At 63.8% G+C, this 15147-nt stretch carries 15 protein-coding genes; 11 read left to right on the top strand and 4 right to left on the bottom strand.

The window, feature by feature from the left end:
* The first annotated feature begins 57 nt into the window (after positions 1-57).
* Together FB009_RS11535 and FB009_RS11530 are read left to right on the top strand one after the other, a co-directional pair.
* On the top strand, positions 58-1287 hold the full coding sequence (locus FB009_RS11535; protein ID WP_011974314.1) for an ROK family transcriptional regulator: 1230 nt from the start codon (positions 58-60) through the stop codon (positions 1285-1287).
* Between the two features lie 4 nt (positions 1288-1291).
* Complete coding sequence (locus tag FB009_RS11530) at positions 1292-1720, top strand: RbsD/FucU family protein (RefSeq protein ID WP_011974313.1); 429 nt, start codon at positions 1292-1294, stop codon at positions 1718-1720.
* A gap of 84 nt (positions 1721-1804) precedes the next feature.
* Here the strand turns inward: FB009_RS11530 and FB009_RS11525 are convergent, their stop codons facing one another.
* The gene (locus tag FB009_RS11525) at positions 1805-2242 is read right to left on the bottom strand and encodes a DoxX family protein (protein ID WP_011974312.1); all 438 of its coding nucleotides are present in this window, start codon (positions 2240-2242) and stop codon (positions 1805-1807) included.
* 238 nt (positions 2243-2480) lie between these two features.
* Between FB009_RS11525 and FB009_RS11520 the strand changes: the two genes are divergently transcribed.
* The gene (locus FB009_RS11520) at positions 2481-3185 is read left to right on the top strand and encodes a Crp/Fnr family transcriptional regulator (protein WP_011974311.1); all 705 of its coding nucleotides are present in this window, start codon (positions 2481-2483) and stop codon (positions 3183-3185) included.
* Positions 3186-3312: 127 nt separating this feature from the next.
* On the top strand, positions 3313-5181 hold the full coding sequence (locus FB009_RS11515; RefSeq protein ID WP_028054035.1) for a CHASE2 domain-containing protein: 1869 nt from the start codon (positions 3313-3315) through the stop codon (positions 5179-5181).
* Positions 5182-5229: 48 nt separating this feature from the next.
* On the opposite strand, the gene FB009_RS11510 is transcribed toward FB009_RS11515, so the two are convergent.
* Positions 5230-5844, bottom strand: coding sequence for a FecR family protein (locus FB009_RS11510; protein ID WP_011974309.1), 615 nt, complete (start codon positions 5842-5844; stop codon positions 5230-5232).
* Positions 5845-6036: 192 nt separating this feature from the next.
* Between FB009_RS11510 and FB009_RS11505 the strand changes: the two genes are divergently transcribed.
* The 7 genes from FB009_RS11505 to FB009_RS11475 all read left to right on the top strand — a co-directional run bounded on the left by FB009_RS11505 (position 6037) and on the right by FB009_RS11475 (position 13844).
* Positions 6037-6600 (top strand): SEL1-like repeat protein, encoded by a 564-nt coding sequence (locus FB009_RS11505; protein WP_011974308.1) that lies wholly within the window; start codon positions 6037-6039, stop codon positions 6598-6600.
* 109 nt (positions 6601-6709) lie between these two features.
* Complete coding sequence (spdA, locus tag FB009_RS11500) at positions 6710-7516, top strand: 2', 3'cyclic nucleotide phosphodiesterase SpdA (protein ID WP_011974307.1); 807 nt, start codon at positions 6710-6712, stop codon at positions 7514-7516.
* A gap of 58 nt (positions 7517-7574) precedes the next feature.
* A complete protein-coding gene (locus tag FB009_RS11495; protein ID WP_011974306.1) occupies positions 7575-7895 on the top strand; it encodes a YkgJ family cysteine cluster protein in 321 nt (106 codons plus the stop codon).
* A gap of 177 nt (positions 7896-8072) precedes the next feature.
* Positions 8073-11774, top strand: coding sequence for a trifunctional transcriptional regulator/proline dehydrogenase/L-glutamate gamma-semialdehyde dehydrogenase (putA, locus tag FB009_RS11490; protein WP_011974305.1), 3702 nt, complete (start codon positions 8073-8075; stop codon positions 11772-11774).
* A gap of 73 nt (positions 11775-11847) precedes the next feature.
* On the top strand, positions 11848-12432 hold the full coding sequence (locus FB009_RS11485; protein ID WP_011974304.1) for an IMPACT family protein: 585 nt from the start codon (positions 11848-11850) through the stop codon (positions 12430-12432).
* 186 nt (positions 12433-12618) lie between these two features.
* Positions 12619-13050, top strand: coding sequence for a DUF1810 domain-containing protein (locus FB009_RS11480; protein WP_011974303.1), 432 nt, complete (start codon positions 12619-12621; stop codon positions 13048-13050).
* A gap of 323 nt (positions 13051-13373) precedes the next feature.
* Entirely contained in the window at positions 13374-13844 is a 471-nt protein-coding gene (locus tag FB009_RS11475) for an aminoacyl-tRNA deacylase (protein ID WP_011974302.1), read from the top strand.
* Between the two features lie 26 nt (positions 13845-13870).
* Here FB009_RS11475 and FB009_RS11470 read toward each other — a convergent pair whose 3' ends face one another.
* Positions 13871-14557: a hypothetical protein gene (locus FB009_RS11470; protein ID WP_011974301.1), complete on the bottom strand. Its 687-nt coding sequence runs from the start codon at positions 14555-14557 to the stop codon at positions 13871-13873.
* A gap of 13 nt (positions 14558-14570) precedes the next feature.
* Positions 14571-15146 carry an invasion associated locus B family protein gene (locus FB009_RS11465; RefSeq protein ID WP_011974300.1) on the bottom strand — a complete coding sequence of 192 codons (576 nt, stop codon included), beginning with the start codon at positions 15144-15146 and terminating at the stop codon, positions 14571-14573.
* Position 15147 lies beyond the last annotated feature (1 nt).

Here is a 15147-nt window from a genome sequence, read left to right as displayed (position 1 = left end):
GGTGCTTTGTTCGGATACCATCCGGATTCACGGCGCCGACGGGGAGGAAGCGGCGGCATGTCTTTGACAGAAGGCCCTCATGCGGGGGTGAACCAGCCTGATGTGATCGACCCGAGCGGCGGGGCGAACCAGACGCGCGTGCGCGCTTATAATGAACGGCTCGTCATGTCGCTGGTGCGCCGTCACGGCAGTCTTTCCAAGGCCGAAATCGCGCGCCGCTCCGGCCTTTCGGCGCAGACCGTATCGGTCATCATGCGATCGCTCGAAGCCGACGGGCTGCTTGTCCGTGGTGCCCCGGTACGCGGCCGCGTCGGTCAGCCATCCATCCCCATGCGGCTCAATCCGGATGCGGTCTATTCGTTCGGGGTCAAGATCGGGCGGCGTAGCGCCGACCTGGTGCTGATGGATTTCCTCGGCACCATCCGGCTGCACCTGCATCAGATCCACACCTATCCGCTACCCGAGGATATCGTCAACTTCATCGTCAACGGCATCGACAAGCTCGAGAGAGAGCTTGGCCCCGGCGAGCGCGGGCGCATCGTCGGCGTCGGCGTCGCCACGCCGTTCGAGTTGTGGAACTGGGCGGAGGAAGTCGGCGCACCGCGGAACGAGATGGACAGGTGGCGCGACTTCGATCTGCAGGCGGCGGTCTCCTCGCGAATCTCACATCCCGTCTTTCTGCAGAATGACGGGACCAGCGCCTGCGGTGCCGAACTCGCCTTCGGCGTCGGCGCCAGCTATCCGGACTTTGTCTATTTCTACATAGGCTCCTTCATCGGCGGCGGTGTCGTCATCAATTCCGCGCTTTTCTCCGGCCGAACCGGAACCGCCGGTGCGGTCGGCCCGCTGCCCGTTGCAGGCAAGGACGGCAAGTCGACGCAATTGCTGAAGATCGCCTCGGTCTTCGTGCTGGAAAAACTCCTGCGAGAACGCGGGATGGACCCCCAGCCGCTCTGGTACTCCGCCGACGACTGGATCGATTTCGGCGAACCGCTGGAGGTCTGGATCCAGGATGCGGGCGCGGCGCTTGCGCAGGCCGTCGTTTCCGCCGTCTCGATCGTCGATTTTTCCGCGGTCGTGATCGACGGCGGCTTCCCGCCTTGGGTTCGTGTGCGCCTTCTTGCGGCAACGCGCAAGGCCCTCAATACGCTCGACCTGCAGGGCGTCACGCTTCCGGACCTCGTGGAAGGCACCGTCGGCAGCCACGCCCGTGCGATCGGCGGTGCCAGCCTGCCGCTCTTTTCCCGCTATCTGCTGGACACCAATGTCCTCTTCAAGGAGCTTTGAGCCGTTGTTGAAAGGAATAAACCCCGTTCTAAGTCCGGAGCTTCTCTCCACATTGAGGGCGATGGGACACGGCGACGAGATCGCCATCGTCGACGGAAACTATCCAGGACAGGAACACGCGCGCCGGCTTATCCGGCTGGACGGGCACGCCCTCATTCCCGTGCTCGATGCCATAATGAGCGTTCTGCCGATCGACGATGTCGTGCCGGAGGCGATCTTTCGGGCGACTGTGAAAGAACACCGCGACGCGCTTGACCCGGTGCATCGCGACATCATCGCATGCTGCCGGAAATACGAGCCGGCGCAGCCCGTCGTTCCATTGCTCGGCGCCGATTTCTATCCGCGCGTCATGGCTGCGCATGCGGTGGTACAGACCAGCGAGCCCCGGCTCTACGGCAACGTCATCCTGCGCAAGGGCGTGATCTATCCCTGACTGAAAGGCTTCGCATCCTGGAGCCAACGCAAAGGGGCCGGCCGGCGGTGCCGACGGGCCCCTCTGTCGCGGTTGATTGGACGGTCAGGCCGTGGCGGCCGTTCCGGCACGCGCGTCGAGCGATAGCGAGCCCGGACCGAAGCCCGCCAGCACGAGGAACGCGCCGGCAATGGTGACGTTCTTCATCATCATGATCTGGTTGAAGAGCGTCAGGAGACCGTTTGCCGCCGGCGGGAAATCCGGGACATTGATCGCGCCGCTGTGAAAGACAAACGCCGTCACAAGGCAGAAAGCGGCGAGCAGATAAGAGGCGATGCGCGTCTGAAAGCCGACGAGGATCGCAAGGCCGGCGACGAGCTCGAAGAGACCGGCGAGATATGCAAGCGCCGTGGCGGCGGGCCAGCCGGCATTGGTGATCATACCGGCCGTTCCGGACGGATCCGTAAGTTTTCCGAAGCCGGAAGTGATAAAGATGATCGAGAGAAGAATGCGCCCGATGAGCACGATGACGTTCTGAGACATGCGCGAGGCTCCTGTTGGGAAACGTGTTGGCAGCAGCGATATCACGTTCTTCGAAATCCTCCAGCCGCCCGCGCGGCGACAGATCGTTCACAATCTGGAAACGGAATCGATTGGTCGTCAACCGGATTTTTACGGCACCCGGTTCGCCCGCGCCCTAAAGGCGCTTTTCTGTTGCAAGATGGGCCGACAGGGTGAAAACTCCCCAGCGCGTATCAGGGGAAACGCAGGGGTAATAGCAATGGCCGAAGTCATCCGGAGTTCCGCTTTCTGGCGGTCCTTCCCTATTTTCGAAGAGTTCGATAACGAAGCCCTGTGCGAGCTCGCCGGCATCGCCAGCTACCGGAAATGGTCCGCGGGGACGGTCATCTTCCAACGCGGCGACCAGGGCGATTATATGATCGTGCTGGTTTCCGGACGCATCAAGCTTTCGCTGTTCACGCCGCAAGGCCGCGAACTCCTGTTGCGACAGCACGAGGGCGGAGCGCTCTTCGGCGAAATGGCGCTGCTTGACGGTCAGCCGCGATCGGCGGATGCGACCGCCGTCACCGCCGCCGACGGCTACGTGATCGGCCGGAAGGATTTCCTCGCGTTCATCACCCACAGGCCGAAAACCGCAGAGGCGGTCATCCGCTTCCTCTGCGCGCAATTGCGCGATACGACGGACAGGCTGGAAACCATCGCGCTCTACGACCTGAATGCCCGCGTCGCCCGCTTCTTCCTGGCAACGCTCCGCCAGATCCACGGCAGCGAACTGCCCGAAAGCGCCAATCTCCGTCTGACGCTCAGCCAGACGGATATCGCCTCGATCCTTGGAGCAAGCCGCCCAAAGGTGAACCGGGCCATCCTTTCACTGGAAGAGAGCGGCGCGATCAAGCGCGCGGACGGCATCATCTGCTGCAATGTCGGGCGTCTGCTCAGCATAGCCGACCCGGAAGAGGACTGATGCATGTCGCCCAAAAAAGCGCGGCGGTTTTGGGACGGCGACATTCGGCAAAACGAGGACCTGAAGCGCATCCCAAGAGGACGGCCGAATGCGACGCGTTCTAGGGCGGCTGCGCATAGAACCCAGGCTGCTTTACCGCGTCACCCCGCTCTGGGGCGGGGTCTTTGCCAGCCTCGCCGCGGCGGCGCTGCTTTTCTATGCTGCAACCATCCTCGGCACCCAGCGTGAACTTTTCTTCGACAATCTGACCCAATGGGTCCCTCCGCCAAGGTCGCCGGACATCATCGTCGTCGACGTCGATCGCGAGGCCTACGAAGCGAATGGCGGCAGTTGGAACAGGGCCGCAACCGCCGACCTCATTTCGCGCCTGGCCGCGGCCGCGCCGAAAATGCTTGCCGTTGATTTCGTCTTCAGTTCCGCCTGCGATCCGGCTTCATCCGCCAACGCCGCGCTTGCTGCGGCAATCGGCAAGGTGCCCGCAGCCCTCGGCTTCCTGGCGGCCGACCGCGTTATCGAACGGCCGCGCCCCGTCCCGCCCCTGGCCCGCAGGCGCCAGCTGGCCGTCCCAGCGCAATGGTTCATTGAAGGGGCGGAGACCTCCTGCCCCGGCTTCATGGACCGATCCGAGGCCGCGACTGCGGCTTTTCTCGTCGGCGACGAGGATGCGCGAGTCCGGCGCGTGCAGGCCTTCGCCATCCTGGGCAATGATGCCTACCCGTCCCTTGGTATCGAAGCGGGCCGGCTTGCCGCCGGCAGCAGCACGCCTGTTCTCGGCGGAGAGCCCGCCTGGTTGAGACTCGATCACGCGATCATCCCCCTCGACGAGAGCGGCAACCTGCGCTTCGCAGCAAGTTCTGAAGAGGCGATCGCCGCGCGCACGATCTCGGCCGCCGACGTTCTTGACGGACGCGTCGACGAAAGTCATCTGAAAGGAAGGGTAGTGTTGATAGGCAGCAGCATGCCGAGCCTCGGTGGCCTGCGGCCCACCGCATCCATGCCGCTCCAGCCATCTGTTCAGATCCACGCCGATGTCGCCAATGCGATCATGACCGGCTTCGTGCCCTACCGCGGCAGCCACCTGCCGCTTATCGAAGCTGTCTTCAGTTTGGCCGCGGGAGTCGCTGCCGCCTATGCGGCAACCAGGCTCCGCCCGCAATCGTCCCTTATACTGGGGGCCGCGGCGGTGCTCGCCTTCATCACCTTCTCCGGTGCGATCTATGCCTCCACCGGTTGGCTCTTCGACGCGGTCGGCACATCCTTGGCACTGATCGCGGTCCTCGTCGTCACCAGCGCATTACAGCTCGCGCGCACGCTTCGCGCCGAGGCGGCCGCCCGGCGGAAATTCTCGCAATACCTGCCGCAGTCCGTGGTGGCGCGCTACATAGACGGGCCCGATGGCGAACGCCTGGCCGGTGAGGAACGTCCGGTAACGGCGCTCTTCACCGATATCGAGGGTTTCTCGACGCTTTCGCAAAAGCTTGGTCCCCGCGAACTTGTCGCCCTGCTCGACATCTATTTCGCCGAGGTGAACGCGCTCGTCTCCGGATATGGTGGCATGGTCGACAAGGTCGTCGGCGATGCCGTCCATGCTCTCTTCAACGCTCCTGAGGACCTGCCCGGCCATGTAGACCAGGCGATCGACTGCGCCATGGCGATCCATCTTCTTACCGAGGAAATGCGCTGCCGCCCGCAATTCGCCGAACAGGGCTTCGGCAGGACCCGCATCGGCATCGAGACGGGCGCGGCGGTGCTGGGAGAAGTGGGCGCCGGCGGGAAGCTCGACTATACCGCCCACGGCGATGCGGTGAATCTCGCTGCGCGCCTTCAGGAGGCGAACAAGTTCCTCGGCACCGGCATCTGCATCGGCCCGGCAGCGGCCGCGCAGTCGAAAGCGGCGCTAACGGCGCTTGGGCGGCATGACATCAGGGGCTTCGGGCCGATCGAGCTTTTCACGGTAGCGGGTGACGGACTGAATAAGCACCTTCGAGCGGAATGACAGGCACACATCTACAGCAACCGCATCGCGGGATGCCAGCTGTCGCCCCTACCTCAACCCGACACTCGCATAGGCTTGGCGTATTCTTGCCTGCCCCCAGCGGATCGGTTCGCTTGGAGCGGCGCCGGGGCTGCTGAAATCGACGCCCTCGCCTGCTGCGACGGTCCGTGTAACGCCGCCGCCCCGGACCGAGACGACGCCACGTTCCACGAAGACCGCGAAAGCCGCGCGGCTCGGGCCGCAGAAGAACTTCGTTCCGCGAACGCCGATCATGCCGAAGGCGGTGCGCACTGCCATGTCCACCTTCGGCAAGCCCTCGGGCCGGTCGAACACCATCCGGCCCAGGCCGAGTTCCAGGGTTCCGCCCTGGCCGGCGATGTAGCTGTCGATCAGGAGTTCGGTTTGCGGACCCAGCAGAAGGCGCGTCTCGCTCAGCGCGAGATCGGCGAAGCTGTTGGTGCTCGTCAGGACGTAGTCCCTGTCGAGAACCGCGCCGCCGATCGCCAGCCGTTCTTCGTCCCCGCCCTGCCGGCGGCGGACATTACCGCGGATTTTCGCGGCCTTGCCGACGACGGGAGCGGCTGCCATCGAGCGACCGCCAAATGCGGTGGCAAGCAGCAGGCCGCCAAGAAAATTCCGTCTCCTCATCTCGAACTGCCGCATCGGCTTCTCCCCTGCATTTCGCAGCGCTCCCTGTTCGGCCACCGGCTCATTGCGAGGATAGACCGAGGCGTGCCCGATTCAAGATGCATCTTGGGGTTCAATCACCGGTTCAGCTCCATCATCGCTGTTTCCCTCGGAACAGCTGCCGGGTTGGGACGGCCCTAGGGTGGTGTCGGGTAGAGGGAGGGCACCATGAACAAGCACGTTAAATCGAGCCTTCGGATTGGCTTGGGCTATCCGCTCGCGGCCATCCTGCTCCTTGCTCTTGCCGCGATGGCGTCTTCCACGGCGCGCGCAGGCGATCTCACTGCCGCCGAGCAATGCGACCGGGAGGCGGGCAGCGAATCGGACGTCGAACGCAACCGGAATTTTCCGGCCGTCGCTACGAAAGACATCCGGATCGGCGTCGCGCTTTCGGCCTGCCGGGAAGCCTACAATCAAAATGGCGGTGGCCGAACGCAGTTCCAGCTGGCACGTGTTCTCGACAGGGCTGGCCAGAAGCTGCAGTCGGCCCAAATTCTCGAACAGGCCGCGCAGAACGGCCACGCTTCGGCGATGGTCAGCTATGCCGATCTGCTCGCCGGACGCGGCGATCTGGAGTCCGCGCGTCGCTATTATCAGCGCGCCGCGGGACAGGGAAATGCACTCGCCGCCCGCAGCCTCGCCGTCGCCCTCCGCGATACTGCCGACACGTCCTCAGGTGATGTAATGGCTGCCCGGCGCTTTGCTCAGGTAAGCGCCGACCCGTCGCGGTGACGAAAGGCGCCCGCGCCGCCCGATATGCCCAAGACCAGCCCGAAGATTCCGCTTGACGCCCATGAGCAGGCGCAGGAGCGTGGCGCGAGAGACATCACGCGGGACGCATATGACGAAACTTATCATTTTCTCCGACCTGCACATGGTTCCCGAAGGCGGGACCATCATCGGACTCGACCCCCACCGGCGGCTTGCCAACGGCATTGCCCATGTCAATCGCTTTCATGCGGATGCGGACCTGGTAATTTTTGCCGGCGATCTCGCGCATGCGGCGGATCGCGAATCCTATGAGCGGCTGCAGGCGCTTCTCCGCGAGTTGATGCCTCCGGCAGCACTCATGATCGGCAATCACGACAGGCGCGAGCTGTTTCTGGACGTCTTCGCCGAAGCGGTGACGGACGCCAACGGCTTCGTCCAGCAGGCGATCGATTTCCCCGATTGCCGCGCCATTCTCCTCGACACCTTGTTTGCGCCGCCCTACGACTATCCCGTGAGCCATGCCGGCCATCTCTGCCAAACGCGACTCGCCTGGCTCGACCGGCAGCTCGGCGAGGCCGGCGACCGGCCGGCGCTCATCTTTATGCACCACCCGCCGCATGCCAGCGGATTTGCCGGCATGGATATGATCCGCCTCGTCAATGAAGACGAATTCTATGCCCTGGTGAAGCGGCATGGCAATGTTCGCCATATCTTCGCCGGCCACGTTCACCGCACCATCAGCGGCTCAAGTCGAGGCATCCCCTTCTCGATTTTCAAAAGCCCGGTACATCAGCAGCCGATGCCCTTCGCCACGGCGGATGCGTCCCTTTCGGTTGACGAACCGGCAGCCTACGGGATCGCGCTGGTGACCCCGGACGGCGTGCTCGTACACACGGAAGACTACGAGATAGCGCGGCGCGACGCGATGGGCACGTGATCCGCCGGCGCAAGCTGAGGCATTCCCGCCGCCACCCGCTTCGTGATAGGCTTGCGCCATGAACCATGCTGTTGCCGCCAATCCGGATTTCGACTGCCAGAGTTGCGGCGCCTGCTGCGCTTATTCGGCCGACTGGCCTCGTTTCTCGCTGGAGACGGAGGAAGAGCTCGAACGCATTCCGGCAGCCTATGTGGCCGCGGATCTCGGCGGCATGCGCTGCGAGAACGATCGCTGCACGGCGCTCGAGGGCAAGCTCGGCCGCTCCGTAGGCTGCAAGGTGTACGAGATGCGCCCCATCGTCTGTCGCACCTGCATGCCAGGCGACGACGAGTGCCTGATGGCGCGGGAGCAATTCTTTGGAGTGGCGGCTGGCCTATGATCGTCCGGGCCATTCGCCCGCCCTCCGTATAAGTCTCTCTTTTTTCGTAGACCGATAGAGAGAGATTCGGCGCGATGGCTGATTTGCCGGATGGATGTTCGGTGGCAGCACGCGTATTTTCTGCCACGACATCAGGGCGTCGGAGCGCCCGCTACCGTTCCGTGGAGGACAGCATCAATGAGCCAGAGCCCGCTTCAGAAACCCGCTATCGATGCTGCACCCGCACCGTTCGCCGACTTCGCACCGCCGGTCCAGCCGCAAAGCACGCTGCGCCAGGCGATTACGGCCGCATACCGCCGCCCGGAAACGGAATGCCTGCCTCCGCTCGTCGAGGCGGCGACGCAATCGAAGGAAACACGGGAAGCCGCATCGAGGACCGCGCGCAAGCTGATCGAGGCGCTTCGCGGCAAGCACAGCGGCTCCGGCGTCGAAGGGCTCGTGCAGGAATATTCACTTTCGAGCCAGGAAGGCGTGGCGCTCATGTGCCTTGCGGAAGCGCTGCTGCGCATTCCCGATACCGCGACCCGTGACGCGCTCATCCGCGACAAGATTGCCGATGGGAACTGGAAATCGCATCTCGGCGGCAGCCGCTCGCTCTTCGTCAATGCGGCGACCTGGGGGCTTGTGGTCACCGGAAAGCTGACCTCCACGGTCAACGACCGCAGCCTCTCGGCGGCATTGACAAGGCTCATCTCGCGCTGCGGCGAGCCCGTGATCCGGCGCGGCGTCGACATGGCCATGCGGATGATGGGCGAACAGTTCGTCACCGGCGAGACGATCGAGGAGGCGCTGAAGCGTTCGAAGGAGCTCGAAGGCAAGGGCTTCCGCTACTCCTACGACATGCTCGGCGAGGCGGCGACCACCGCCGCCGATGCCGAGCGTTATTACAGGGATTATGAGAGTGCCATTCACGCCATCGGCAAGGCTTCCGCCGGACGGGGCATCTATGAGGGCCCCGGCATCTCGATCAAGCTCTCGGCGCTGCATCCCCGCTACACCCGTGCTCAGGCGGTGCGGGTCATGGGCGAATTGCTGCCCAAGGTGAAGGCGCTCGCCCTGCTCGCCAGGAAATACGATATCGGCCTCAACATCGACGCCGAGGAAGCGGACCGGCTGGAACTCTCGCTCGATCTCCTTGAGGAGCTCTGCCTCGACGCCGAGCTCTCCGGCTGGAACGGCATGGGCTTCGTCGTGCAGGCCTATGGCAAGCGCTGCCCCTTCGTGCTGGACTTCGTCATCGATCTGGCCCGCCGCTCCGGCCGGCGGATCATGGTCCGGCTCGTAAAGGGTGCCTATTGGGATGCCGAAATCAAACGCGCGCAGCTCGATGGGCTCGAGGATTTTCCGGTCTTCACGCGAAAGATCCATACCGACGTCTCCTATCTCGCCTGCGCAGCCAAGCTGCTTGCCGCGACAGACGTGATTTTCCCGCAATTCGCGACTCACAATGCCCAGACGCTCGCTGCCATCTACCACATGGCCGGCAAGGATTTTCAGGTGGGCAAATACGAGTTTCAGTGCCTGCACGGCATGGGCGAGCCGCTTTACGAAGAGGTCGTCGGCCTCGGAAATCTCGATCGTCCCTGCCGTATCTATGCTCCGGTCGGCACGCACGAAACACTGCTTGCCTATCTGGTCCGCCGCCTGCTCGAAAACGGCGCGAACTCTTCCTTCGTGCATCGCATCAACGACCCGAAGGTCTCGATCGACGAGCTGATCGCCGATCCCGTCGAAATCGTTCGTGGCATGCCGGTCGTCGGGGCCAGGCACGACAAGATCGCCCTGCCCGCCGAACTCTTCGGCGATTCCCGGACCAACTCCGCCGGGCTCGATCTTTCCAACGAGGAAACGCTTGCGTCCCTCACGGATGCGCTGAAGGCAAGCGCCGCAAATGGCTGGACTTGCGTTCCGCGGCTCGCAACCGGACCTGTTGCCGGCGAGACACTGCCTGTTCTGAACCCCGGCGATCATCGCGACGTCGTCGGTTCGGTGACGGAAACCTCGGAAGAGGACGCAAGGCGCGCCGCGCGTCTGGCCGCCGAAGCGGCGGCGGATTGGGCGGCGGTCTCACCCTCCGAGCGCGCCGCCTGCCTGGACCGCGCCGCCGGCCTCATGCAGGCACGCATGCCGACGCTCCTCGGACTGATTATCCGGGAAGCGGGCAAGTCGGCGCTGAACGCCATTGCCGAGGTGCGCGAAGCGATCGACTTCCTCCGCTACTATGCCGAACAGACGCGTCGTACCCTCGGTCCCGGCCACAGGCCTCTCGGTCCCGTCGTCTGCATCAGTCCATGGAACTTCCCGCTGGCGATCTTCACCGGCCAGATTGCCGCGGCACTGGTCGCCGGCAATCCGGTGCTCGCGAAACCCGCGGAAGAAACGCCCCTGATCGCCGCCGAGGGCGTCCGTATCCTTCAGGAAGCGGGTATTCCGGCGAGGGCGCTGCAGCTTCTTCCGGGCGACGGCCGCATCGGCGCTGCTCTGGTTGCCGCGCCCGAAACCGCAGGCGTGATGTTTACCGGATCGACGGAAGTCGCGCGGCTGATTCAGGCGCAGCTTGCCGACCGCCTCTCGCTAGCCGGCCGGCCGATTCCGCTGATCGCCGAAACGGGGGGCCAGAACGCCATGATCGTCGACTCCTCGGCGCTGGCCGAGCAGGTGGTCGGCGACGTGATCGCCTCCGCCTTCGACAGCGCCGGCCAGCGCTGCTCGGCGTTGCGCGTGCTGTGCCTGCAGGAAGACGTGGCCGAGCGCATCCTGACCATGCTGAAGGGAGCGCTGCACGAACTGCAGATCGGCCGCACCGATCGCCTTTCCGTGGACGTCGGACCCGTCATCACGTCAGAGGCGAAGGAGAATATAGAAAAGCATATCGCACGGATGCGCGAGCTCGGCCGCAAGGTCGAGCAGATCGGACTTGCCTCGGAGACGGACCAGGGCACCTTCGTCCCTCCGACGATCATCGAACTCGAAAAACTTTCCGATCTCGAACGCGAGGTCTTCGGACCGGTGCTGCACGTCATTCGCTACCGGCGCGATGGTCTCGACCGGCTGGTGGACGACATCAACGCGACCGGCTATGGCCTCACCTTCGGCCTGCACACCCGCCTGGACGAGACGATCGCGCATGTGACAAGCCGCATCAAGGCAGGCAACCTCTACATCAACCGAAACATCATCGGCGCGGTCGTGGGCGTGCAGCCCTTCGGCGGCCGCGGTCTTTCCGGCACCGGGCCGAAGGCGGGCGGTCCGCTTTATCTCGGCCGCCTTGTCGCCACCGCACCGGTCCCGCCGCAGCACAGCTCGGTGCACACGGACCCGGTCCTTCTCGACTTCACGAAATGGCTGGATGGCAAAGGCGCATGCGCGGAGGCCGAAGCGGCCCGCAATGCCGGGAGCAGCTCGGCTCTCGGCCTTGATCTCGAATTGCCCGGCCCGGTCGGCGAACGCAATCTCTATACCCTCCATGCGCGCGGCCGCATCCTCCTCGTGCCGGCAACGGCGAGTGGGCTCTATCACCAGCTTGCCGCCGCCCTTGCAACCGGCAACAGCGTGGTGATCGATGCTGCCTCCGGCCTGCAGCCTTCGCTGAAAGACCTGCCGCAAACCGTCGGCCTGCGTGTCTCCTGGTCCAAGGATTGGGCTGCCGACGGTCCGTTCGCCGGCGCCCTCGTCGAAGGCGATGGCGAGCGAATCCGCGCGGTCAATAAAGCGATCGCCGCACTGCCGGGGCCGCTGCTGCTCGTCCAGGCAGCATCGAGTGAAGAGATCGCCCGCAACCCCGACGCCTATTGCCTGAACTGGCTCGTGGAAGAGGTCTCCGCCTCGATCAACACGGCAGCAGCCGGGGGCAATGCGAGTCTTATGGCGATCGGGTGAGGGCCGGCCGGGAACATCGTTCTTGGCCTCTCGGCTGCAAATCCGCTATCGGATCGCAAACGGAAAAAAGCGGATGTTCACCCTTCAACGCATCGAGTCCTCGACACAGGAAATCAGGAAGAGCCGCTTCCTGGCGATCGCCGGGCCGGTTGAGGACGAGCAATCCGCCAAAGCTTTCCTTGCCGCCCACGCCGACCCTGCGGCCAATCACAATTGCTGGGCCTGGCGGGTCGGCCAGAACTATCGCTTCAGTGACGACGGCGAACCGGGCGGCACGGCGGGCAAGCCGATCCTTTCGGCGATAGACGGCCAGTCGCTGGACCGGGTGGCCGTCGTCGTCACGCGCTGGTTCGGGGGCATCCTGCTTGGCAGCGGCGGACTGGTTCGTGCCTATGGCGGCACTGCGGCGCTTTGCCTGCGGGCCGCGGAGAAGATTGAACTCGTGGAACGACAGCGCGCCGAGATTGCCTGCGACTTCGCCGATCTCGCGCTGATCAGGGCGCGGCTTGCGGCGCGCGGGGTGACGACTGCCGCAGAGACCTTCACCGACACGGGTTCGGTGCTTTCGGTCGAGATACCGCAGAATGCTGTGGACGAAGTGAGCGCTCTCGTAAGCGACCTCAGCCGCGGCAAGGCGCTCCTGAAGCTCTGCGACTGACCCGAGCCTTTCGTCTGCGGCAAGCACAGGCGCGCACCGGATGCGGTCGCCCGTCGCGCCTGATCGATGGAAATTTTTTGAAATCGAGCACGTTCATGTGTTAGGTCGAGACGACCTAAAAACATCGTGATCGAAGGTCTATGCTCCGCAGCACTGGAACGAGCACGGGCGGAGAATCCCTCATTCATGGCAGGCGCGGCTTTCGATCTCGAACGCTTTACCGCGGCGCAGGAAGGCAGTTATCCGGCCGCACTGGCGGAGCTTCGCGCCGGAGCCAAGCATACGCACTGGATGTGGTTCATCTTTCCGCAAATCGCCGGCCTCGGTCGCTCGCCGACGGCGATATATTATGCCCTGCCGGGTCTTCCCGAGGCGCGGGCCTATTTCGGGCACCCTCTCCTCGGCCGTCGCATCCTCGAATGCACCGAAGCGGTAAACGGCGTCAGAGGGCGTAGCGCTCTGGAGATTTTCGGCCGGCCGGACGACTTCAAATTCCGATCGTCGATGACGCTCTTCGAAGCCGCAGCGCCTGAGGCCGATGCATTCGCCCGCGCGCTGGACTTCTACTTCAACGGCGTTCGGGACCCGAAGACACTCGAAATTCTCGGCCGAAGCTGATCCGCACACTCAAAGAGACGCGGCCGCTCCCTGGGAGAGCACAAGCAGGAAGAGCACCGCACAGACCGTCAGGCCGGCGATGATGAGCATCAGTTCCTTCATCATATAGCGATACATCGCGTCCCTCCTTACGGGCGGCGATCTGCACTCAATTCATATGGGTTTCCGGCCAGCGCATTTCAGGCACCTGCCAAGCACAAGACCGTGAACGCCACATTTACAAAACACACGCGCCGTCGGGACGTTCCTTTCCTCGTTGACTCCGCGAATGATGAGAGGAAAATGCTGGTTTCCGCGCCACCACGAAGAAAAGGGGGCCTGCGATGACGATAGCCAGGAAACTTCAGGACTATATCGACAGCGAGGGCATCGACTACGACACGCTCGCTCATCACCGCACCGCGACCACCAGTCAGACTGCCGAAGCGGCCCATGTACCGGGCAACAGACTCGCCAAATCCGTGGTCGTTCACCACGAGACGGGCTATGTGCTTGCCGTCGTGCCGGCCTCGCACCGGGTCGAGCTGTCCACGCTGCAGGAGGTCATGAACCGCCGGCTGGGCCTCGCCTCCGAGGAAGAGGTCAGCGAGCTGTTCAGCGATTGCGAGACGGGCGCCGTTCCGCCCATCGGATCGGCCTACGGCGTTGCCGTTATTCTCGATGAAAGCCTAGACCGGGCGAGCGACGTCTATTTCGAAGGAGGCGACCACAGGACGCTCGTGCATATGAGTGGCCCGAATTTCCGCAACCTGACCAAGGACGCGCAGGTAGCCCGGTTCAGCCATCCGTCGTGATTTGGTGGTGCCGTCGATCTCGCAAATCATTGCGCAAGCGCTGTCGTCGAGACGGCGATGCAATGTGCATCGCCTACGGGAATGAGCATCGCCTGTCCCTGGCCATTACCGAGAGCGTAGGTCTGAACGCCCGAGAGATTATCGGCAGGCGCGCTGCCCTTCGGCAGGAGGGATACCATGTCCTTGCAGGACTTCGCAAAAGGCGCGATGCGAACCATGGCCCCCTCGCAGCCGCCATTCGGCAGGGGAGCTGCGAATATCAGGCCGCCTGCCGAACCCTGATAACCGGGTGTCCTGTAATCAAGGCCGACAAGTGTCTGCACCATGTGCGCATCCGCTTCTTCCGCGTTCCAGTAGGTGCGCGCGCTGTGGCGGGATCCGGCGACCAGCAGGTCGCCGAGGAGCGGAAACACTGTCGTACACTTCTTCATCCCCGCCTGGTGCATATGGCGGGCAAAAACGCTCGTCGATAGCCTGTCCTTCGTTTCCGCGGCCTGACCCGACCCGCCGGACGAAGCGCTCAAGCCGATCACACCTTGATAATACATCACGGCCGCCGCGGCGCTGCCGAGAACGAGAACGCCGGCAGCGCCATAGAAGAGCCTCCGCCAGATGTGCTCCCGGGAAGCCGGGCGCGGATCGGCCGTTTCGGCAGGGGCGCCATCGCGCAAGCTGCCGGCAGAAGACTGATCATTTCCGTCGATCTTGTTCATGTCGTCTGCATTTCTACTCTATCGCCTCCAATGCCTGAGGCAGCCCTTGGAAGGGCAGATTGAAACTGACGTCCCCCTGATCGGCGCCATAGGACAGGCGGACCGTCGACTGCCGAGCGATATGGGAGCGAAGGATCGGGCCTACCGGTACCGTTCCCAGGCATACAACGGAGTCACAGCTCTCCACCCGCACCTCGACCGGCTCCTTTCGGTCGGAGAAAGACAGACGGATGATCGAACCTTTTCCCGCCGCGGGGGGGACGCGCAGGATCATCACCGGCTTGCCTTGTGCGGTTGCGGCCAGCGACCAGCTGAAAACAGTGTTGCCGGCCTTATCGACGACGAGTTGAGACACGTTGCAGATTCTCTGTTTGGACTTGAGATTCTCGTCACAAATCAGAGTCCAGTTCTCGAAAGGACGGATGAGGCGGCGATACATGCCGATCGGCACGTCGGGCGGAATCGCGACCTCGGACGGCTTGATCCAGTAGCGGGGTTCCGGCGTCGCACCCTGCCCGACGGCGGGAGCGCCGCCGGACAGGACCATGCAAGCCGCGACGGGAAGCACGGTGGCGAGTTGCCTGGACATC

Origin of the sequence: Sinorhizobium medicae, from assembly GCF_007827695.1 — a bacterium.
Taxonomy (GTDB): Bacteria; Pseudomonadota; Alphaproteobacteria; order Rhizobiales; family Rhizobiaceae; genus Sinorhizobium; species Sinorhizobium medicae.
Note: the sequence above shows the minus strand (reverse complement) of the source record. Positions and strands in the feature narration are given on the sequence as shown.